Source organism: Streptomyces sp. NBC_01497 (assembly GCF_036250695.1).
Lineage (GTDB): Bacteria > Actinomycetota > Actinomycetes > Streptomycetales > Streptomycetaceae > Streptomyces.
Genome location: NZ_CP109427.1, coordinates 7779332 through 7801082, shown reverse-complemented (window position 1 = coordinate 7801082; position 21751 = coordinate 7779332). Strand labels below are relative to the sequence as shown.

The following is a 21751-nucleotide window of genomic DNA, read 5'->3' as shown; positions in this document are numbered from 1 at the left end:
AAGCGCGGCCGGTGCGCGGCGGCGACGTCCCCGACGCACCGCCCTCGGGGCTCCGCCGTGCGCGCGTACCGGTGCCGTGCCGCCGCAGGGCCGGCGGCGTACCGGACTGGCGGATTCCCGTCTCATTGGCTCCGATGCTATCTCCGAACATCCCTCGCGTCGTGGGCAGCGCGGGGCCGGCAGGTGCTCCTTCCCGCGTCCTCGGCCATGGGCCGGCACGGCACCGCTGCGCACGACGCCGGCCCGGGACGTCCCTGGGCGGCGGGCGGTCCTGCCGGGCCGCCCGCCGCTCCGCTCCCTCGCCCACGGGTGAGGGAGCCGGACTCAGGGCGTGAGTTCGGCGATCCGGGTGAACCCGTCCTGGGTGGCCGTCACGACGACGCGCACCTGCGCCGTGGTGACCGGGGAGGCGAACGGGACCCATCGGGAGACGTCCGCGTTGCCGGACACCCGGGCCTCGGTCACCCATCCCGTACCGTCCCACGCCTGGACGGTGAAGTCCGTCGGGACCCCGTCGGGGAACGAGGTGAAGCCGACACCCCGCAGGGTGGCCGGCGACGGTGCGGTGACGGTCAGGGTGTCCGGGAAGGTGTTCTGGTCGTCGTCGTTCCAGAACGTCCCGTTGTCCTGGTCGAGCACGTTCGCCGCGACGTAGGTGCGGGTCGCACCGTCGACCTCGTTGGGCGCGTGTTCGCTCGACGCGGTCGCCTTCGTCCCCGCGGCCCAGGTGCCGAACACGGGGACCTGGACGGTCGTGGACGCCGTGGTGCCGTCGGGGGCGCGTACGTCGACCGTCACGGGGTACACACCACTGTCGGTGCCGGCCGGCACATCGACCCGCAGGGTCGTGCGGGTGTCGGAGACAGCCGGGGTCAGCGCGACGGTGGCGGGCGTGGCGGTCACACTCCAGCCGGCCGGTGCCTTGGCGGAGATGACCGCCGAGCCCTTGCCCGTGGAGTGCTCCTGCACCACGGCCGTGACGTCGCCGCTGGTGCCCGGGGTGATGGGGGCCGCGCTGGTGGCCGTGAGGGCGAGGCGGGTGAACGGTGCCCGCGGCGCGAGCACGGTGAAGGTGTAGTCGCCCGAGCCGGCCGTCAGAGTGAGCGTGGAGTCGGTGGCCCGGCCCGTGGTCAGACCCGGATCCGACTGGGCGCCGCGACCTGCCGCGTAGATCGTACGGCCGCCCTCACGCACCTGGGACTGCTTGCCGCCGAGCAGCGGAAGCCTGATCGTGGCGCTCGCGCCGACCGGTACGACGGCGTGGTAGGTGAGGGTGCTCCCGTCGCGCTGCCAGGAGCTGACCACGGTGCCGCGTACGGTCCGCTGCCGGCCCGAAGCGGAGGTCAGGTCGCCGACGACGGAGGGCGCGAGCGTGAGGTTGCGGTAGCCGGCTCCCGTGGTGCCCGGCTGGATGCCGGCGAGCTGCTGGTAGAACCACTGGCCGATCGAGCCGGCGAGCCCGATGTGGTCCTTCGACGATGTCCCGTCCGCCGCCGATGAGTTGGTCCACTTCTCCCAGATGGTGCCGGGCCCCTGGTCCACCATGTAACCGAAGCTCGGGTAGGTCTTCTGCTGGGCGACCGCGAGGGCGACGTCGTCGCGGTCGTACGCGCCGAGGGCCTGGAAGACGAAGGTGTTGCCGACGAACCCGGTGGTGAGGTGGTCGTCGTGCGCGGTGATGTCCGCGACCAGCCGCCCGACGGCGGCCTGTTCGTGGCCCGCGGGGACGATGCCGAGCACGAGCGGCATGGCGTACGAGAGCTGCGAGCCGTTCCCGTAGACGCCGGTGTCCGCGTCGAAGTAGCGCGAGGTGAAGCCCGCCGCGATCTGCCCGGCAAGCGTCCTGTAGCGGGCCGCGTCGGCCGTGTTGCCGACCACGGCGGCCATCCGCGCGAGGAGTTGGGCGTCGCGGTAGTAGAACCCGGTCTGGAAGAAGTCGTGCGGTGTGCTGACCGTGGCCTGCCAGTCGTCGCCCCATGACGTGGGCGAGTTCACGATGATGTGGTCGGCGTCGCTGATGGTGCCGAGGTAGTCCACCCAGGCCTTCACGTGCGCGTAGTTGGCGGTGATGGGCGCCGGGTCGCCGTACTCGGTGTACGTGTCCCAGATGATCTGCGGGTACGCCGTGCCCCACGCCGGGTCGGTGGCCCAGGAGCCGTTGCCCCCGTTGGCCGGGGCCACGGAGGGGATGCTGCCGTCCGCGTTGAGGCTGGTGTCGACGTCGCCGAGCCACTGGCTGTAGAGGGACTGCATGTCGAAGTTGCTCATCGCCTCCTGGTCGGAGTCGACGGCGTCACCGAGCCAGCCGTGCTTCTCCCGGGTCGGGCAGTCGACCGGCACGGACTGCAGGTCGTTGAGCTGGGTCTGCGCGACGGCCCCCTGGATCTTGTCGAGCAGCGGGTCGGAGGTGCTGAAGCTGCCCGCCGTCGCCACGTCGGTGTGTTCGACCTGCGCGGTGACGGTGATGTCGGCGCCGGCGGGCAGGCCGGTCAGCTCGGCGTAGCGGAACCCGGAGTAGTTGAAGTGCGGGGCGTAGGTCTCGCTTCCCTCGCCGCGGAACGTGTAGTGGTCGCTCTGCCGGGGTGCGTCGGCCGGGGAGAAGCTGATGTTGGAGGTCGTGACGTGCCCGGCCGCGTCGAGGATCTCGCCCTTCTTGATGTCCACGGTCGTGCCCGAGGGCTGGGTGGCGCGCACGGTGACCCAGCCGGTGTAGTTCTGGCCGAAGTCGTAGACGCGCGCGCCGGGTGCCGGCGCGCTCTCCTTGACCGGTGCCAGCGTCTTGACGACCCTGGTCGGCGGGGCCGTGTCGGCCTCCAGCCGGGTGATGGCGTCGTAGCCCGTCGCCGGGTGCGCCCCGTAGACGCCGAGCTCGGCCAGCCGGAAGGTGCAACTCGCGCCCACACAGCGCAGCTCGGTGGCCGTCACCCGGACGTACCTGCCGGTGACGTGCGCGGGAAGGACCACCGCCGACGTCCCCGGGGCGGGCTGGTCCGCGTCGGTGCGGTCGGCGACGGTGGTGGCCGACGCGAAGGCGGGGTCGTCACTGACCTCGACCCGGTAGCGCACCGGGAATCCCGCGGCGACCAGATCGCCCGCGGGATCGTTGGTGGGCCTGGCGGGCAGCAGCCGGATCTGCCGGATGCCCTGATCGGAACCGAGGTCGGTCTGGACCCACGTGGTGGTGTCAGCGCTCGACTCGATCGCCGAGTGGTATCCCTCGGACGCGTCGCTGGAGCCGTCGACACCGTCCGTCAGCGCGGCCGGCGACCATCCGTTGCTGGTGGTCGAGTCCCGTGCGGTCACCGGCTTGCCCTGGGCGAGGCTCAGCGCGTGGGAGGCGGGGGCCACCGCGTGCGCGGCCGCCCAGGCGGTGTCGTCGAGTCCTGCCGTGTCCCAGCCGGGCACGGTCCTGCGCGCGTCGTAGGTCTCGCCGTTGTAGAAGTCGTCGCCGGTCACCGGCCCGGCGGCGGTCTTCCAGGACGGCCCGGTGCCGAACGTCGCGGTGGAGCCGTCCGTGTACGTCACGTCGAGTTGCGCCACGAGGGACGGCCGGCCGCCGTACTGGCCCTTGCCGGCCATGAAGGCCAGTGTGTTGGCGCCGTGGCGCAGCTGACGGGTGACGTCGAGATCGCGGTAGAGCACCCGCGACGCGTAGTCCGTGACGCTGGAGTCGAGGACCTCGGTGGGCTCCACGCGGGCCCCGTTGAGGTGGGGTTCGGCCAGGCCCTGCGCGCCGAAGTACAGGCGGGCCCGTGCCACCGGCTTCGCCACGTCGAAGTCGCCGCGTACGAGGGCGCCGTCGTCCACCTGCAGCCACCAGGCGGACCAGTCGGACGACCGGAGCAGTCCCGTATCGAAGGACGCGCCAGCCGACCAGCCGGAGCGGCTGCCCTGCCTGTTCCAGGTGCGCACCGACCAGGTGTAGGTGTGGTCGCTGTCCAGGGCGGGGCCCCGGTAGGCGACGGCGGTCGAGTTCGACGACCTCACATGGCCGGAGTCCCAGAGCGTGGTTCCCCCACCGCCCCCGCGGGCGTGATCGTCGGCCACCCGTATCTCGTACCCGGTCTGCGACTCGGCCCGGCCCGAGTCGTTCACAGTCCAGGCGAACGTCGGACGGGACTCGCCGACCAGCACGTCGCTCGCCTGCCCGTCGACGCGCGGGTTCGTCGGAGCGAGTGCCTTGCCCTTACCGCTCGTACCGCCCGCGCTGCTCGCGCCGGCCGGAGCGGGGGACGACGCGGGCGCCGCGACGGCGGCGACCGGAACGGTCAGTACGGCTGCGGCGATCAGGGCCACGAGGCCCGTCCGGCGGGGCCGGGGGCCTCTTCGATGGTGGAGCAGCGTCACGGAACCTCTCCTCCTCGAAACATAAAACGTTTCAATACCGAGCCGCTTTCTATCGCCCGGGAACACGCGGAGGCAAGGCTTTGAACCAGACTGTTCCGGGGGGCTGTTGAGAAGACGCGTCCCCGACGCGCTCGGCAACCGCCCCCGGCCGATGAAATCGATTCACACCCGGAGAAGACGACCCCTGCCATCCGTTCCCTCGCCGGCCTCGCGCGGCCGACCCCGGCGGCCTCCGCGTTCCCTGCCGGGAACGCGGAGGCCGGACGTCGGCGCGTGGCTGGGAGGCCGGGACGCGGGGGCCGGACGGGGAACCCGGCCGGAGCGGCGGGCGCGCGCGGACGGCGGCCCGTCAGGCGGTCGCGGTGGCCGGGTCGCTGGTGCTCGCCGCACCGGTCTCCACGTGCCCGGCGAAGCGCCGGACGTACGCGGGGTCGGCGCTGGAGGTCACCGTGACGTCGTACCAGTGGTTCCCGGCCGCCACGCCCCAGCCCGGGACACTCTGCGAACCGCCCGCCTTGACGGTGTACGTGTAGTGCTTGGTGGGCGCGTAGGCGTCGGTGGCGGTGAAGGTGACCGAGCCGGTGCCGGGATTACTGAACACCAGGGTGACCTGCCCGGTGGACGCGGCATGCCGGGCGCTCACCTCGGGGCCGACCGAGCCCGCCGTGCCGGCCATCCGCCGCAGGAAGCCGTTCGGGCCCTGGACCGAGAAGTCGTAGCGGGAGGAGGCGGCGGGCAGCGCCCAGGTGTCGGTGAGGGTTTTGCCCGCCTCGACCGTGTAGGGCCACGGGCCGTCCGAGCGCACCGCTGAGGTGACGAGGAAGGCCGCGCCCGCCGCGCCGGGGTTGCCGAAGGTGAACTGCATCCGCCCGCTGACCGGCTTGGTGTCGGCGGCCAGGTCGTACGGCAGGGCGCGGGCGTTGCGCAGGCCGCGCTCCTGCCGGGGCACGGCGCCGGTGGCCGGCGGGGTCGGGACGTAGTCACCGGGGTTGTTGTGGTCCGGCGGTGCGTAGCCGCCGGTGCCGGGGAGCGCGGGCGCGGCGGAGACGCTGCGGGTGAAGTCGAAGGCCGTGGTGAGATCGCCGCAGACCGCGCGGCGCCAGGGCGAGACGTTCGGGTTGTGCACGCCGAACCGCTTCTCGATGAACTGCACGATGGAGGTGTGGTCGAAGGTCTGGGAGCAGACCCAGCCGCCGGTGCTCCAGGGCGAGAGGACCAGCATCGGCACGCGCGGCCCGAGTCCGTACGGCCCGGCGGCGTACCCGGACAGGCCGCCGGTGTAGAGGTCCTGGGTGACGTCGGCGGTGGACAGGCCGCGGGCGGCGGAGGCCGGCGGGAACGGCGGCACCACGTGGTCGAAGAAGCCGTCGTTCTCGTCGTAGGTGAGGAAGACGGCGGTACGGCTCCACACGTCGGGGTCGGCGGTGAGCGCGTCCAGTACCTGGGAGACGTACCAGGCTCCGTAGTTGGCAGGCCAGTTGGGGTGCTCGCAGAATGCCTCGGGGGCGGCGATCCAGGACACCTGGGGCAGCTTCCCCGCCACCACGTCGGCCTTGAGCCGGTCGAAGTAGCCGTCGCCGCTGCCGGCGTCGGTGCCGGTGCGGGCCTTGTCGTACAGCGGGTCGCCGGGCTGGGCGTCGCGGTACTGGTCGAAGTAGAGGAGCGAGTTGTCGCCGTAGTTGCCGATGAAGGCGTCGCTGGTCCAGCCCCAGCCGCCGGCGGCGTCCAGACCGGTGCCGGTGTCCTGGTAGACCTTCCAGGAGACGCCCGCCTTCTCCAGGATCTCCGGGAAGGTGGTCCAGCCGTAGCCCGCCTCCTCGTTGCCCAGCACCGGGCCGCGGCCCTTGCCGTCGTTGCCCGCGTAGCCGGTGTACATGTAGTAGCGGTTGGGGTCGGTGGAGCTGAGCATCGAGCAGTGGTACGCGTCGCAGATGGTGAACGCGTCGGCGAGGGCGTAGTGGAAGGGGATGTCCTCGCGCGTGAGGTACGCCATCGTGGTGGTGGTCTTGGCCGGAATCCAGCGGTCGTAGTTGCCGCCGTTCCAGGCCTGGTGGGTGCCGGACCAGCTGTGGTCGAGGTCCTGGATGAACTGCAGGCCCAGGTTGTCGGCGTTCGGCCGGAAGGGCAGCGTTTCCCGCCCGGAGTTGTCCGCCTGGTGGAACACGGTGCTGCCGCTGGGGAGAGTGGCCGGGCGGGGGTCGCCGAAGCCGCGGACTCCTCGCAGGGCGCCGAAGTAGTGGTCGAAGGAACGGTTCTCCTGCATCAGGACGACGACATGCTCGACGTCCTGCAGCGTCCCGGTTCCGGCGGCGGCCGGGATCCCGGCCGCCCTCGCGATACCGCCGGTGAGCATGGACGCGGCGGCGGTACCGCCCGCGAGCTGAAGGAACCTTCGGCGGTCGACGTTCGGCACGGGTGGTTCTCCTGACGGTCCGGTGGGGCGGCCCAGGCAGCGACCGGGCCCGCGCGATGGTGTGCGCTGAACGCCTTTCGCCGCGTGCCCGATCAAGGATGACGCGCACATGATGGTGACGGCCCGCACAGGGTGTCAATGCCGCATGAACAACGCGTGTCCCGGCCCGTCGCCTTCCCGACACCCAGGAGCAAGGCAGGAGCAAGAGGGGGCCGTGCCCGCGGAGCCGGGGGCCCGGCAGCGCGCGGCGCTCGCCGTTCGGACCCTGCCCGGAGCGGCCACGCGGGCGGTTCGCAGGGGGTGGCCGGGTGGTCCGGAGATCGCGCGGCGGGTGGCCGTCGGCGCGAGATGCCGTCCGGTGGCGGCGCCCCACGCGGCGCCCCCACCGTTGCGCACCCGGGACAGCGACGACGCGGGGTCCGCATCGGAGCGGGAGGTCAGGAGGCGGGCGTGGCCAGGTAATCGCCGTGCTCCAGGTCATCGAGCAGGGTCGGACGGGTGGGCGACCAGCCGAGCAGTTCCCGTGTGCGGGCGCTGGATACGGGCGCGTCGAAGGCGTAGACCCTGGCCATGAACGGGCTGACGTAGTGCCCCGCGGCCTGATCGGGGGTCAGTGAGACCGTCGGCAGGTCAAGGCCCCGGGCGATCGTCCGCGCGATGCTCTTCATGGTGACGCCGCTCTCGGCCACTCCGTGCAGCACGCTGCCCGCAGGAGCCTTCTCCCATGCCAGGCGGAAGAGGCCCGCGGCGTCGAGCCGGTGCACCGCGGGCCACCGGTTGGCACCGTCCCCGACGTAGGCCGAGACGCCGGTCCTTCGCGCGGTGGCCACGAGCATGGGGATGAAGCCGTGGTCCTTCGGGCCGTGGACGGTAGGGGCGAGGCGGACCACACTCGCGCGCACTCCCCGGCCGGCGAGGTCCAGGCAGGCTCGCTCGCCCGCGATACGGAAGGCGGCGATACCGTCCGCGTCGGGCTCGTCCTCCTCGTCGGTCTCCCGGCCCTCGGGCATGACCAGCGTGCCCGAGGTGACGACGAGGGGCTTGCCCGAGTGCTCCAACGGCCGGCCGAGGGCCTCGATCGCGGTCCGGTCCCGCCTCATCATGTCGTCGAGGTCGGAGAAGTCGCCGCCGTAGGCCATGTGCAGGACCCCATCGGCGGCTTCGGCGCCCCGGCGCAGGCTGTCGTGGTCGTCCAGGGTGCCGTGGTGCGGGATGGCGCCCAGCGACTCCAGCCGCGCGGCGGCGGCATCCGAGCGCGCCAGAGCGGTGACCCGGTGCCCCGCCGCGACGAGTTCGGTGACAACGGCGGGCCCGGTCTGGCCGGAACCACCAGTGACGAAGATCTGCATGAAGCACTCTCTCTGCGGTCGGTACACCCGGGCCGCTGCGGGTCCGGTGCGGGTGAGGCGGGACGGCCCGACGGGACGGGCGCGGCCCGGCGACGCGTCACCTGTGCGTCCTGACAGGGCCGCAGAGGCGGGCGGGGCCTGCCATCGACAGTACGTAGCGCCAGTCACTGGCGTCAAGAAGCGCCAGCAACTGGCGCTAAGAAAGGTCAGTCACTGGCCCGTGCGATATCTTCGAGGGGTGCCACGAAGCGGAACAGAAGCGCGCCGCCGCCTTCAGCAGGCGGCCCTGGAGCTGTACCGGGAGCGCGGGTTCGACCAGACCACCACGGCGGAGATCGCCGCCCGGGCAGGTGTCAACGAGCGCACGTTCTTCCGGCATTTCCCGGACAAGCGTGAGGTGCTGTTCGGCGGCGAAGCGGACCTGCGCGCCGCGCTGACGCGGGAGGTCGCCCACGCCCCCGACGGCCTGCAGCCACTCGCCGTTCTGCTGCGCGCCTTCCGCAAGGCCGCCCACATCCTTGAGGACAACCGCCCGTTCTCCGAGCCGCGACTGGCCATCATCGCCACGACGCCGGCGCTCCGGGAGCGCGACCTGGCCAAGGCCGCGGCGCTCACCGAAGCCGTAGCGGAGGCGCTGCGTCAGCGCGGCGTCCCCGGCCGGCTGGCCGGTCTGGCCGCGCAGACCGGCTGGGCCGCCTTCCACCACGCGGCCCAGGCATGGATCGACGACCCCTCACAGAGCTTGGACGCGCAGCTCCTCCAGGCCTTCAAGGATCTGCACGCCCTCGCCGCGACCGCCCAGCGTCCCAGGAACGGCACGCAAGCTGATACCGCCGCGCCGGTGAGCTAGGGCGAGCACGAGAATGCCGCCCGGTCTGCGAGGAGAGGGAAGGCGCGTTCGGCCGCGCACCTGTTTTCCGTACGCAGGCCCCTCGCACCCCATCCGCATCCGCATCCGTGTCCGTGGCCGTGTACGTGTCCGTATCCGTGTCCGTGCACGTATCCGCGTCCGTGTCCGTGTCCGTGTCCGTGTCCGTGTCCGTGTCCCATGGTCCCGGGGCGGCACGCATGCGTTCGACGCCCTCCCGAGCCCGTCAGAAGGTCCGAAGGGTGTCCACCAAGGCGGCCCGCCACGACCGTGCCGGCGGGGCACTCCGGACGGGCCGTGCCGCTTTCAACGGCGCGGGACGATGGCACACATGGGAAGCGGACTTCGAGCGGCGGCCAGACGCAGTGCCGTACGCCCCCCGGAACGAGGTCCGCCGACGCCACATGCGCGACCCGCGCGCCCTCGCCGTCTGCGCGAAACACCCGCCGCCTACCCGCGAGGGCCATACCGGGGAAGGCAGAGTGAGGCAGGTGAGAACCAGAGCACGTCAATGGGCAGGGGCGGCGATCCCGGGCATCGTCATCGTGGTGGCGGTCCTGGCGGACATGTTCACGCCGGTGGCCTCGGCGTCACTGCTCGCCGTGGCACCGGTCGCCGCGGTGACCACGCTGGGGCCGTGGGCGATCACCGCGGTCGGGGTGGTGGCCATGGGCGTGCATGCCGCGCTGGCCGACATCGAGGGAACGCTCGGCTGGCAGCGTGGACTCTCCAACCAGTTCTCGCTCGCCGCCGTGACCGCCCTGGCCGTCATGCTGAACCGCTCGCGGAGCGACCAGAACAGCACCACCCGCGCCGCGCGCCACACCGCGGCCGTCGCCCAGAAGGCGGTCCTGCCCACACCGCCCGAACACCTGGGGGCCCTGCACATCGCCGCCCGCTACACACCCGCCGACCGGGAGGCGCTCATCGGCGGAGACCTCTACGTCGTCCAGCGGACGCCGCACGGCGTGCGCGCGATGATCGGGGACGTACGGGGCAAGGGCCTGGACGCGGTCTCGGCCGTCAGCGTCGACATCGGCGCCTTCCGCTTCGCCGCGGACCAGGCCGGTGATCTGGCCTCTCTCGCGCAGTCACTGGACGAGGCGCTGCTGCGGGAAGGTCTGCGCCGCCACGGGCAGGAGGAGTCGGAGGGCTTCACCACCGCGTTGATCGCCGAGTTCAGCCAGGACCTCGCCCAGGTGCGGATCCTGAACCGTGGCCACCCCGCCCCGGTGCTGCTGAGCGTGGACGGCCGCGCAACGGCCCTCGACCCCTCGCAGGAGGCTCCCCCGCTGGGCATGATGAGCCTCGGACGATGGGACGCCCCCGTCGACGTCTTCGACTTCCCGCCCGGATCGACGCTGGTACTCCTCACGGACGGCTGTACCGAGGCGCGCGACCGGGAGGGCGTCTTCTACGATCCCGGCTCCCGGCTCGAACACCTGTGGGGCCGTCAGCATCACTCCACCGGCGGGGCTCCCTCACCGGGCGCGCTCCTGGACCTGCTGCTGCGGGACGTCACGCAGTACACCCGGGGCCGGGTCCACGACGACCAGGCGCTCGTCGCCCTGCGCCACCGCCCCGCGTGCTGAGCCGGGGCCACCGCGGCTCCCTGCGCACGGGCTCCCGCGCCGCGCTCCCCCACGGGGGCGGGTGGAGTCCCTGCCCCGCGTGAGCGTCGCCGGCGCTCCCTCCCGGCCGCGTCCCCGGGCAAACACCCTCCCGCCGAAAGCCCGAAAGATTAAGGTTAGGCTAACCTAATACTATCGAGGCGGGGGACATGGAGACCGAGTTCTGGCGCGACACCTGGGGTGTGCCCCATGTCCGGGCGGAGAGCCACGAGTCGCTCGCGCACGGCCAGGGGCTGGTGACCGCTCGCGACCGGGCCTGGCAACTGGAGGTCGAGCGGCATCGCGTGGAGGGGACGTCCGCCTCGTTCCTCGGACCGTCCGCCGTCGCGTGGGACCGTTTCGTTCGGCGTGCGCGGCTGGCCGAAACCGCACGCCGGTGCTTCGCCGCACTCGATCAGGACACGGCCGCGTGGGTCAGCGCCTACGCGGCGGGCGTCAACGCCGGGCTGGCGGAAGGCGCCCGCGCCACACCGGAGTTCGCCTCGGTCGCACTGGAGCCGGGGCGCTGGCACCCCTGGACGCCCCTCGGGATCTGGCTGTCCGCCCACATCCTGTTCGCCGGCTTTCCCGCCAAGCTCTGGCGCACCGAGGCCGCCGGGCGGCTGGGCGAGGACGCCGTCACGCTGTTCGCGACGGACGGGCCCGGAACGGCCGGCAGCAACGGCTGGCTGGTGCCGGGCGACCGTACGGCGACGGGCTCCGCCCTGCTCGCCGGCGACCCGCACCGGTTCATCGAGGCACCCGGTGTCTACCAGCAGGTGCGGCTCGCCTGCCCCGAGTACGACGTGGTGGGCCTCGCCGTGCCGGGCGTGCCGGGGATCGCGCACTTCGCTCACACCGGCTCCGTCGCCTGGTCGATCACCAACTCGATGGCGGACTACCAGGACCTGTACCGCGAGCGCCTGCGACACGGCGGCCCCACGGGTGTCCAGGCCCTCGGACCCGACGGCTGGACCCCGGCGCACTGCCACACCGAGGTGATCGAGGTGGCCGGAGCCGCGCCGGTGGAGGTCGACGTGGTGGAGACGGAGCGCGGTCCGGTGATCCTGGACGCGCCTGCGGACAATCGTCGCGGCGGGCCGGACGGACCCGAGGGACCGGACCGACCTCAGGGAGCGAACCGACCGAGCGGACCGGACAGCCCGGACGGACCGGACCTCGCCTCTCCGGATGGACGCGCCTTCGCGCGTCCGGAGGGACCGGGCGTCGCGCACTCCGACGGGCCCGCCCGCGCGCACCCGGACGGGCCGGTGGAGTCGACAGCTGTGAGCCTGCGTCATCTGCCGCGCGTCCGCGCGGACCTCGGTTTCCGCGCGCTGCCCGCCCTGCTGCGCGCCCGGTGCGTCGCCGACGTCGACCGGGCGCTGGACGACTGGGTCGAGCCCGTCAACGTCGTCCAGGCCGCGGACACGACGGGCGGGCTCCTGCACCGGGTGGCGGGCGCCGTCCCCGTACGCGACCGGGCGGCGCGGCTCGGCGTGGTGGTCGCCCACGACGCGCGCCACGCGTGGCGGGACGCTCTGGAGCCGACTCCACGGGCAACGGTCACCGGTCCGGCCGTCATGGCCAACGCACGGGGAATCGCGACCCCGTTGGGGATCGAGTTCGCCGCACCGCACCGGGACCGCCGGATCCGTGAACTGCTCCGGGACACACCGGCCGGCGGTTGGGCGGTGGAGCACATGGCGGCGATCCACACCGACACACTCCTGGCCTCGGCCGCTCCCCTGCTGACCGCCGTCGCCGCGCTCTCCACCGCGAGGGACCCCGACGCGGCAGAGCCGGGGACGCGTGCGCTCTCCGAGGGGGCGAGCGCGCTGCGCGGCCAACTCCTCGACTGGGGCGGCAGAATGGACGCCGGGAGCAGCAAAGCGGCCGCCTACGCCCGGGTGCGAGCGGACGTCGTACGGCGGGTCGCCGCGCACCCCCGCCTCGCGCCGCTGGCCGGCATCCCCACGTATCCCGAGCCGTTCGCCCCCTGGCTGGAGCTCGTGCCGCGCGTCGCGTACGCCCTGGAGTCGCTGCTGACCAGCGATCTCCTGCCGCCGCGGGACCGTTCCGCGCTGGTCGCCGAGGCGCTGGAGGCCGTGGCCGCAAGCGGCGGCACGGGCGGACACACCGGCACGCCGTCGGACATCGGCGGCTCGGCGGCAGCGGCTGACGGTGCGGAGACACCCTCGGAGCCGCTCTGGGGCGACACCCACCGGCTCGTCTGCTGGCAGGCGCTGCCGGACGTGACAGACAAGGACCTGCCGGGGCTCGGGGGCGACCACGACTGCGTCCTGTCCACCTCCAGCGTCCCCGGCCTCACCGACCTCAGCGCACGCGGCCCGGCCGCCCGTTACGTCTGGGATCTGCACCGGCGCGACGACAGCCGCTGGATCGTGCCGTTCGGCACCTCTGGCGTGCCGGGCAGCGCACACCACCGCGACCAGCTGCCGTTGTGGCTGCGCGGCGACCTCGTCCCCGTCACCACCGACTGGGCCCTGCTGACGAAGGAGAGCAGCGTGACCCCGCCCGCTCCACCCGTGCCCCTCACGTTTGCGGCAGGACCGCGTGGCCCTTACGAGCGCGAGGTCGCCGGATTCGGCACCGTCCGCGTCGCGCCCGTCGACCCCGAGCGGGACGCGGGCCTCCTCCACTCCTGGGTCGACCAGGAGCGCGCACGGTTCTGGGGCATGCGCGGCACGACCCGCGACGGCGTCCGTGACATCTACGCCCACATGGCGACCCTGACGACCCACCACGCCCATCTCGTCCATCGCGACGGGATCCCGGTGGCGCTCCTGCAGACCTACGAGCCCGCCGCGGACCGGGTCTCCGCGTGCTACGAGGCCGAACCGGGCGACGTGGGCATCCATCTGCTGATCGGCCCGCCGCCCGAGGGCCGCGCCGAGCGCGGCTTCAGCGCGGCGCTGATCTCCGTGTTCGTCGACTTCGTCCTGGCCGATCCGGCGCACCACCGGATCGTCACGGAACCGGACATCGAGAACGACAAGGCTGTGGCGCGCCTCGTGCGCAGCGGGTTCGAGCCGGGCCCCGAGGTGGTCCTGCCCGAGGTGGACCTGCCGGACGTCTTCCTGCCCGAGAAGCGCGCCCGGCTGCTGCTGATGAGCCGCGAGGCGGCGAGCGCGCGGCCCGGAGAGGGCGGGACGGTCCAGGGGCGGGACCCGGACGCCGCAGCCGGGCCGACGACGCCGGGCAGCGCCGGCAGGGTACGTACGGCGGGCAGAGCCTGATCCACGGGCGGTTCACCGGCACAGCGGCGAGCGGAAAGGGGCGCGCCCCGAGCGAGGAGCGCCGCCTCCACCACATCCCTCGAAGGGCTCGGCCTCGGGGGGCGGATGCCTGAGCGAACCCGTACGGCCGGACGCCTCGCGCACGTCACGGATCCCACGGGCCAGAGATCTCACGGGTCTTGACGCCTGCGGTTCGTCGGTGCCCACCGTCGGTGCCCAGCGTCCGTCCGGCGCCCGATCCGCGGGCGACGACGGTTGCCAGCCCAGCGTCCGTCCAGCGCCTGATCCGCGGGCGACGACGGTTGCCAGCCCAGCGTCCGTCCAGCGCCCGATCCGCGGGCGACGACGGTTGCCAGCCCAGCGTCCGTCCAGCGCCTGATCCGCGGCGACGACGGTTGCCGGCGCTCAGGTCGCCCCGGCCGCGAGGGCGGACACGCCGATTCGCGCTCCCGCGGGGCTCCGGGACCGCGCTCCCGCGGGTGCTCCGGTCGCCGTGGGGCGCGGCTGGGGGTCCCTGCCGTGCCATGCCCGCTTCGCCCGGCTTCGCGGTGACCTCAACGGGGTCGCGGACGGGCCGTCACCTCTCCCCTGACCGCTCCGCGGGTGACGGTGTGTTCCCCCTGGGGCGTTTATGCGAGGTGACGGCACTCTCTCCTGTGATTTGCCTCTGTTACTGGTCATTTGACGGCCGTTCATGGCGAACCCTTCGCCTTGATTGGCCGGAGCTTTGCCCTTCGTTTGACCCGGGCACGACATTCGGGCGATTGACTGCGCATCGTCAACCATGTCAACGCGCATAGAGTCGGCGGCCGGCACCGGGGGTCCGACGCGCGTTGCCCTCACACCCCACGAAGAAGGGGCAACATGTCGACAAGCAAGCGCACCGTCGCCGCTCTCTCCGCAGTCGCGGCAACCGTTCTCGCCGCCTCGGCCCTCTCGCTGCCGCAGGCGTTCGCCGCGCCCGCTCCCTCCGTGCGCAACGTGCCGGTCCAGGACCACCGCGTCGTCGGCCCAGCGTCCGGCATACGTCACAGCGACAGCACGAACTGGGCCGGCTACAGCGCGACCGGATCGAGATTCACCAGTGTCTCCGCGAGCTGGGTGCAGCCCACCGTGTCCTGCACAAGCAAGACGACGTACTCGTCGTTCTGGATCGGGATCGACGGCGACGGCAGCCAGTCCGTCGAGCAGACCGGCACCGAGGCGGACTGCTCGGGCGGCTCCCCGGTCTACTCCTCCTGGTACGAGATGTACCCGGCGTACCCCGTCAACTACGCGGACACGGTACGTCCCGGCGACCACTTCACCTCGACCGTGAGCACCGACGGGAGCGGCACCTTCACCCTGAAGCTGACGGACACCACGCGCGGCTGGACGCACACCACGTCCAAGAAGTCGACCACCGCGTCACTCGCGTCCGCCGAGATCATCGCCGAGGCGCCCTCCAGCTCCACCGGAGTGCTGCCGCTGTCCAACTTCGGCACCGCCTCCTTCACCGGGGCGACGGCCAACGGCCAGCCGATCGGCTCGTTCAGCCCCGACCAGATGAACATGGCTTCGGGCAGTACCCGCAAGGCGACCACGTCGTCCCTCTCGGGCAGCGAGAACTTCAGCGTCGCCTGGAACCACAGCTGATCGACACGCTCCAGGTCCCTCCGCGCCACGCGCGGGGCGCGGAGGGACCACCCGCTCTCCCCGCCAGGTACCGCCCCACCCGCACCACCACCTCACACCGTCAGGTGGAAGCCCACCGCAGCTACGCCTGACGCCACGGCCCCCGCGTGACGCGCATCCGGAACGTACGGGCATGTCACGCCCCGAGGTTCGCGAAAAGAAAGACTCCGAACGTGTGAACTTTTCCGCCGAGCCCCGCATCGGACTGCGTGTACGGCTTCAACGGAAAGGTGAACGACATGACGAACAACCAGCGGTGGGGCAAGGGCAGGACAGTGACCGTGGCACTGGCGGCCGTTGCGCTGGCGGGTACGGCGGCGGTGGGGGTCGCACAAGCAGCACCCGCCACGGCACACACGGCGAAGGTCCCGACGTGCTCGGTCTCCGCCCTCCAGGTGTCCCTGCACACCTCCCTGGCCGGGGGCATGATGCACGAGGGCTCCGTGGTCCAGTTCAAGAACACCGGCAGCGGCACCTGCGCACTGCTGGGCTACCCCGGCCTCGGCCTGGAGAACGCGCAGCACAAGGTGCTCGCCTCCAAGGTGACCTGGGGAAGCACGTGGTACGCGAAGAACCCCGGCAAGAAGGTCGTGGATCTGGAGTCCGGCCAGAGCGCGCAGGCCGTCATAGCCTGGTCCCACGCGAACACCGGCACCTCCGGCGCCACGCACGCCACATACCTGGAGGTCACGCCGCCGGCGTCGACCACACACAAGACGCTGAAGTTCGACCAGTGGGTCGACAACGGTGACCTGGACGCCACGGCGGTCGCCCGCACGGTGCCTTTGAACGGCTGAGCTGCCGATCTCGGCGAGCGGCTGAGCGGCTGGACCGCTGAGTCACGGCTCCCCGACTCACCAGCTCACCGGGCCGCCGGGCCACCGGGCCGCCGGGCCGCCGGGCCGCCGGGCCGCCGGGCCGCCGGTCGGGAACGTCCTTCGGCGTGCGCTCGCGCCACACCCAGAGGACGTCACCGCTCGGCGCGGGGGCCGCGGACCAGGATCCGCGGCCCCCGGCGCCGGCGCTGCTCAGGCAGCCGCTTGCCCACCCGGCGACGCCTCGGCGGCGTCCCGTGTCGGTGAACGCACGCCGACCCGCCTCCCACCGTCGCCGCACTCCGGTGTCCCGCGCCGCGCCGCGCCCCGCCCGGGTCGGGTGCGCGATCGACGGCAGGGACGGGTCCCCGTTCGCATACGCGATCCCGTCCAGCGGTCCGCAGACCCGTTGCGGCAGGTCCCCGATCGCCCTCGTCCGGCTCCCGGCACCGCGGTCAGGGGGCGTCGCCGGTCCAGTCCCACTTCCCGGGCTCGCCCGGACGCGGCCGGTACAGGGCCCGTCCGCCGGCACCGTACGCCCCGATCTCCGTGGGCAGTGCCGCTCCCTCGGCGAGCGCGTCCCCGCTCCAGTCCGTCACGTCCAGCAGCAGGCCGTCCAGCGGCCCGCCGACCAGTTCGCGGTAGGAACGACCTCGGCGGGGACCGGGGTCGGGGTCGTCGTGATCCGCCCCGTACACGCGGCGCGGTATCGGTCTCGGCATCGGCTCGTACATGTCTCGCAGCATGCCAGCCGGCACTGACATTGACGCCGGCGCCGGCGCCCGGGTGCCGGTGGTCGTGGCCCGGGCACGTGGTCGGGCCCCGCCCCCGGCCGGTCCCTCGACCCGCCGTGCTGCGGCGCCGGGCCCCGGCGATGACGTCAGGCGGACAGGCGCGCCGGGCCGCGCCGCGGGAGCCGTGGCGGGGACTGTCGGCGCGGAGATCACCTTCCGGTCGTGCCCGCTCGCCGGGCGCCTCCGCGGACGTTTCGCGAACGCACCCCCACCGCCCCCCGGGCGCCTTCCCCCGGGAAGGCCTGCCATTGACACAGAAGTGAACGGAAGTGATCCTTGTTCCTCAAGTTGCCTATGCAGAAACGGAATCGACGACACCCTCCGTAGGGGCCACCACCCGATTCATTGTCAGATGCCGTTCCGACGGCCCCTGGACGCGAACGAGCACGTCGAGACGTGCGCGTGGATCTGCCGTTGCGGCAGCGCTCCAGCCGAGCCCACGGCTGTCCACCGCGTAACGGAACGCGCCGGTGGATTCTGATCATTCTTCCCGGAATTGCGCAGAGCAGGGGAAAGGGCTGATCTTGTCCGTACCGCACACCCCCCACGACACGACCGTCCCGAGGCCGCACGAAGCCTCGGCCACCGGCCCCCGGGCAGCTGACGACCGGACCCGCGCACCGCTGTCCGCCGGGCAGGAGCGACTGTGGGCGCTGGCGCAGACCGACGGCGCAGGCGTCGCGTACAACGAGCAGATGGGGTTCCGGCTGTCCGGGCCGCTGGATCCTGCGGTGCTGGCCGGGGCGTTCGACGCGCTGATGGACCGGCACGAGATCCTGCGCACCCGGCTAGTCGCGACACCGGACGGGACGGCGGAGCAGGTGGTGGATCCGCCGGGGGCGGGGTTCCGGCTGAGCCGGGAGGATCTTGGCGGGCTCGCGGACACCCGGGCGCGGATCGACGCGGTACTGCGCGAGGAGTGCGGGCTGCCGTTCGACCTCGCGGCCGGCCCCCTCATCAGGGGACGCCTGCTGACGCAGGCGGCCGAGGAACACGTACTGATACTGACGGCCCATCACATCGTCTTCGACGGCTGGTCCCAGAACGTCATGCTCTCCGATCTCGGCGTCCTGCATGAGTCCCTGCTGCGCGGCGCGGACAGCGAACTCCCGGCGCCGGAGCGCAAGTACACCGACTACGCGCGCGAGCAGCGCGCCTGGCTGGACCGGAGCGGCGAGGCGGGGCCCGCCGCGCACGAGGACTACTGGAAGCGGCGGTTGACCGGCGCTCCGCCGTTGCTGGAGCTGCCGTCCGACCGGCCCAGGCCGCCCGTCCAGGTCTTCGACGGCGGACGGGTACCGGTCGGGATCGGCGAGGATCTCACCCTCGCTCTCAAGGAGTTGGCCGCCCGGTACGAGGTCTCCCTGTACACGGTGCTCATGACGGGTTGGTACGTCCTGCTGGCGCGCCTGAGCGGCGAGACCGACATCGTTGTCGGCCTGCCGACGGCGAACCGCCGGGGTCTTGCGGCCGAGAACGTCATGGGGTTCTTCGTCAACACCCTCGCCCTGCGCGTCGATGTGTCCGCCTCCCGCACCGGGGCCGAGCTGCTGCGCGAGGTGCGCCGGACGCTGCGGGAGGGGCTCGCGCATGTCGCCCTGCCGTTCTCGCGGGTGGTCGAGGCGGTCAACCCGCCGCGCAGCGCCGGACACACTCCGCTGTTCCAGACGCTGTTCGCCTGGATGCCCCCGCTGGAGGGGATGCTCCGGCTGCCGGGCGTCGAGGTGACGCCGCTCCCGATGCCTTACGCGCCCGCCAAGTTCGACCTGGCGCTCGGGCTCGCCGAGGTGGACGGCCGGATCACCGGTGAACTGGACTACGCGACCGCCTTGTTCGACCGCTCGACGGTGGAGCGGTTCGTCTCGTTCCTCGTGCGGCTCCTTTCACGGCTGGTGGAGGATCCCGAGCAGGACCCCTCAGCGTCGTCCCTGCTGGAGCCCGAGGAGGAGCGCCGCCTGCTGGACCGGTGGAGCGACGGCGGCCCGCCACCGGAGGTCCCCGCCGCCTGGGCGGGCGGCCCCGTCACGGCTTTCGAGGCGCAGGTACGGGAACGGCCCGCCGCGCCCGCGCTGGTGTGCGGCTCGGTGTCCCTCGACTACGCGACGCTGGATCGGCGGGCCGGCCGGCTGGCGCACGCGCTGATCCGCCGCGGGGTGCGGCGCGGCCAGGTGGTCGCCCTGCACACGGGCCGCAGCGTCGAGTTGGTCGTGGGCGTGCTCGGTGTGCTGAAGGCGGGCGCGGCGTACTTGCCGCTGGATCCGGGGCAGCCGCTGGAGCGCCTGGGGGCGATGGTCGAGGACGCCGCGCCCGCGCTCGTCCTCAGCGACGCGCCGGTGCCGCCGGCGGGGTGGACACGGTTCGCCGACGCCGAGGCGGAGGGGGGCGCCGGGGCCGGTGCCCCCGAGGACGGTGCGCCCGGCGCCGTGGTGACGCCGGCGGATCTGGCGTACGTCATCTACACCTCGGGCTCGACGGGCCGGCCGAAGGGGGTCGCGGTCACCCACGGAAGTGTCATGAACCTGCTGCTCACCTGGTGCGAGCGGTTCGGCACGTTCCCCGGGCAGGCCGCCTCCGCGTGGTCCAGCACCGGGTTCGACGCGTCCGTCCACGAGATCCTGATGCCGCTGACCACCGGCGCCACCCTGCACCTCGTACCCGACGCGGTTCGCACGGACCCCGAGGAGCTGATGGCCTGGCTGCGGGAACACCGCGTCGTCCAGGCGTTCCTGCCGCCCGCGTACGTCCGCTGGATCGACGAGGCACCCGGGCCCAGGCTCGCGGGTCTGTCCCTGCGGCGCCTGCTGACCGGCGTTGAGCCGCTGTCCGAAGCCGCTCTGGCCCGGATGTGCCGGCACCTGCCGGGACTGCGGATCTGCTTCGGCTACGGTCCGACCGAGGCGACGCTGTACTCCACCGCCCACACCGACCCGAAACCGCTGGAGCGACCCGCCCCGATCGGCAGGCCGCTGCCCGGCACCCGGCTCTACCTCCTCGACGAGCGGCTGCGGCCGGTGCCACCGGGCGTGGTGGGCGAGGTATTCCTCGGCGGGGCGTCCCTCGCCCGGGGCTACCTGCACCGCGCCGACCTGACCGCCGAGCGCTTCCTGCCCGACCCCTTCCGGGCCGGCGAACGGGTCTACCGCACCGGTGACCTGGCCCGCTGGCTGCCGGACGGCAACGCGGTGTACGCGGGCCGCGCCGACGACCAGGTCAAGCTGCGCGGCTTCCGCATCGAACCCGCCGAGATCGAGGCGGCGCTCCTGCGGCTCCCCGGTGTACGCGAGGCGGCCGTCCTGCCGGACCGCGACGCGACCGGTGAAGCACGACTGATCGCCGGGCTCGGGCTGCGCGACCGCGCGGCGCCGCCAGGCGGCTGGCGGGCGGCGCTGGCCCCACTGCTCCCGGACCACATGATCCCGGCCGTCTTCGTGGAGCTGGAGCGGCTGCCGGTCAACCGCAGCGGCAAGCTGGACCGGGCGGCCCTCCTCGCCCTCGCGCCGGCCGCACCGTCCGGGCAGGTCAACACCGCCAGTCCGCGCGACCACACCGAGATGGCGCTGCACCGGATATGGAGCCGGGTCCTGCTGCACCCGTCCATCGGCGTGTGCGACAACTTCTTCGACATCGGCGGCACGTCCCTCTCCGCCATCAAGATGACGCACGCCGTGCGGGAGGAGTTCGGGGTGCGGCTGCCCGTCCAGGACGTGCTGCGCCATCCCACTCTGGAGGCGTTCGCGGCACATGTGCGCCGGGGCTCGGCCGGCGCGCGGTCCGGGAGTCTGGTCGAGTTCCGCGCGGGTGACGGACGGCAGCGGGTGGTGTGTGTGCACCCGGCGGGCGGAACGGCCTTCTGCTACCTGTCACTGGCGAGCGCGCTGCCGGGACACATCGGCGTCAGCGGCATCCAGTCGCCCGGCATAGAGGCGGGCGAGGAGGCGCTGCCGAGTGTGCGGGCGATGGCCGAGGCCTATCTGCGGCTCGTCGCACCCGAGCCGGGCGAGTCCCTGGTGCTGTGCGGGTTGTCGTACGGCGGCCTCGTCGCCCACGAGATGGGACGCCTGCTCGCGGACGCGGGACACGAGCGGCTCACCGTCGTCCTCCTCGACACGTTCGCGACGGACGACACCGAGGTGCTGCGGTCCATCACCCCGGTCGACGCGGCCGAGTTCCGCGACAAACTGGTGCGCTTCAACGGGATGTACCCCGGCATCGAGGACGACCAGGTCGACCGGTACTTCCGCATCTACAACCACAACCGGATGACGGCACGCGACTACGCGGTGCCGCCGTCCCCGGCGCGCCTCGTGTTCGTCCAGGCCGCGGACGGCGCGGACGACGACGCCGCGGCAGCCCGCGACTTCTGGCGCCGCCGCGCGGGGGGCGGCCTGCTGGTCGAGCCGGTGTCTTGCGGTCACTGGGATCTGCTGGAGAGCGACGAAGTGCCGCACGTGGCACGGCTGATCGAGGACGAACTGGCGCGCATGGCCGCCCCACCGCGCAACACGCCCGCCGTGACCGGGCCGCACACCACGGAGGCATGATGCGACCCGACACATCCAGGACGCGTGCCACAGGCACGGACAGGGACGGCGGTGCCGGGGACGGCACCGGAAAGGCCGCC

10 protein-coding genes are annotated in these 21751 nt (G+C 72.7%); 6 read left to right on the top strand and 4 right to left on the bottom strand.

What is annotated here, in order from left to right:
- Nucleotides 1-324: 324 nt before the first annotated feature.
- From OG310_RS32955 to OG310_RS32945, 3 genes are all read right to left on the bottom strand, one after another.
- Complete coding sequence (locus OG310_RS32955) at nucleotides 325-4347, bottom strand: family 78 glycoside hydrolase catalytic domain (protein WP_329459502.1); 4023 nt, start codon at nucleotides 4345-4347, stop codon at nucleotides 325-327.
- Between the two features lie 349 nt (nucleotides 4348-4696).
- A complete protein-coding gene (locus OG310_RS32950; RefSeq protein WP_329459501.1) occupies nucleotides 4697-6760 on the bottom strand; it encodes a phosphocholine-specific phospholipase C in 2064 nt (687 codons plus the stop codon).
- A gap of 437 nt (nucleotides 6761-7197) precedes the next feature.
- A complete protein-coding gene (locus OG310_RS32945) occupies nucleotides 7198-8109 on the bottom strand; it encodes an SDR family oxidoreductase (protein WP_329459500.1) in 912 nt (303 codons plus the stop codon).
- Nucleotides 8110-8347: 238 nt separating this feature from the next.
- Here OG310_RS32945 and OG310_RS32940 point away from each other — a divergent pair, with 238 nt between their 5' ends.
- The 5 genes from OG310_RS32940 (at nucleotide 8348) to OG310_RS32920 (ending at nucleotide 16318) form a co-directional block, all read left to right on the top strand.
- Entirely contained in the window at nucleotides 8348-8959 is a 612-nt protein-coding gene (locus OG310_RS32940) for a TetR family transcriptional regulator (protein ID WP_329459499.1), read from the top strand.
- 509 nt (nucleotides 8960-9468) lie between these two features.
- Nucleotides 9469-10569: a PP2C family protein-serine/threonine phosphatase gene (locus OG310_RS32935; protein ID WP_329459498.1), complete on the top strand. Its 1101-nt coding sequence runs from the start codon at nucleotides 9469-9471 to the stop codon at nucleotides 10567-10569.
- Nucleotides 10570-10757: 188 nt separating this feature from the next.
- On the top strand, nucleotides 10758-13847 hold the full coding sequence (locus OG310_RS32930) for a GNAT family N-acetyltransferase (protein WP_329459497.1): 3090 nt from the start codon (nucleotides 10758-10760) through the stop codon (nucleotides 13845-13847).
- 864 nt (nucleotides 13848-14711) lie between these two features.
- On the top strand, nucleotides 14712-15482 hold the full coding sequence (locus OG310_RS32925; RefSeq protein WP_329459496.1) for a G1 family glutamic endopeptidase: 771 nt from the start codon (nucleotides 14712-14714) through the stop codon (nucleotides 15480-15482).
- Between the two features lie 278 nt (nucleotides 15483-15760).
- Entirely contained in the window at nucleotides 15761-16318 is a 558-nt protein-coding gene (locus OG310_RS32920; protein ID WP_329459495.1) for a DUF4232 domain-containing protein, read from the top strand.
- Nucleotides 16319-16791: 473 nt separating this feature from the next.
- Here OG310_RS32920 and OG310_RS32915 read toward each other — a convergent pair whose 3' ends face one another.
- Nucleotides 16792-17070 (bottom strand): hypothetical protein, encoded by a 279-nt coding sequence (locus tag OG310_RS32915; protein ID WP_329459494.1) that lies wholly within the window; start codon nucleotides 17068-17070, stop codon nucleotides 16792-16794.
- 581 nt (nucleotides 17071-17651) lie between these two features.
- On the opposite strand from OG310_RS32915, the gene OG310_RS32910 reads away from it, so the two are divergent.
- The gene (locus OG310_RS32910) at nucleotides 17652-21671 is read left to right on the top strand and encodes a non-ribosomal peptide synthetase (protein WP_443078916.1); all 4020 of its coding nucleotides are present in this window, start codon (nucleotides 17652-17654) and stop codon (nucleotides 21669-21671) included.
- Nucleotides 21672-21751 lie beyond the last annotated feature (80 nt).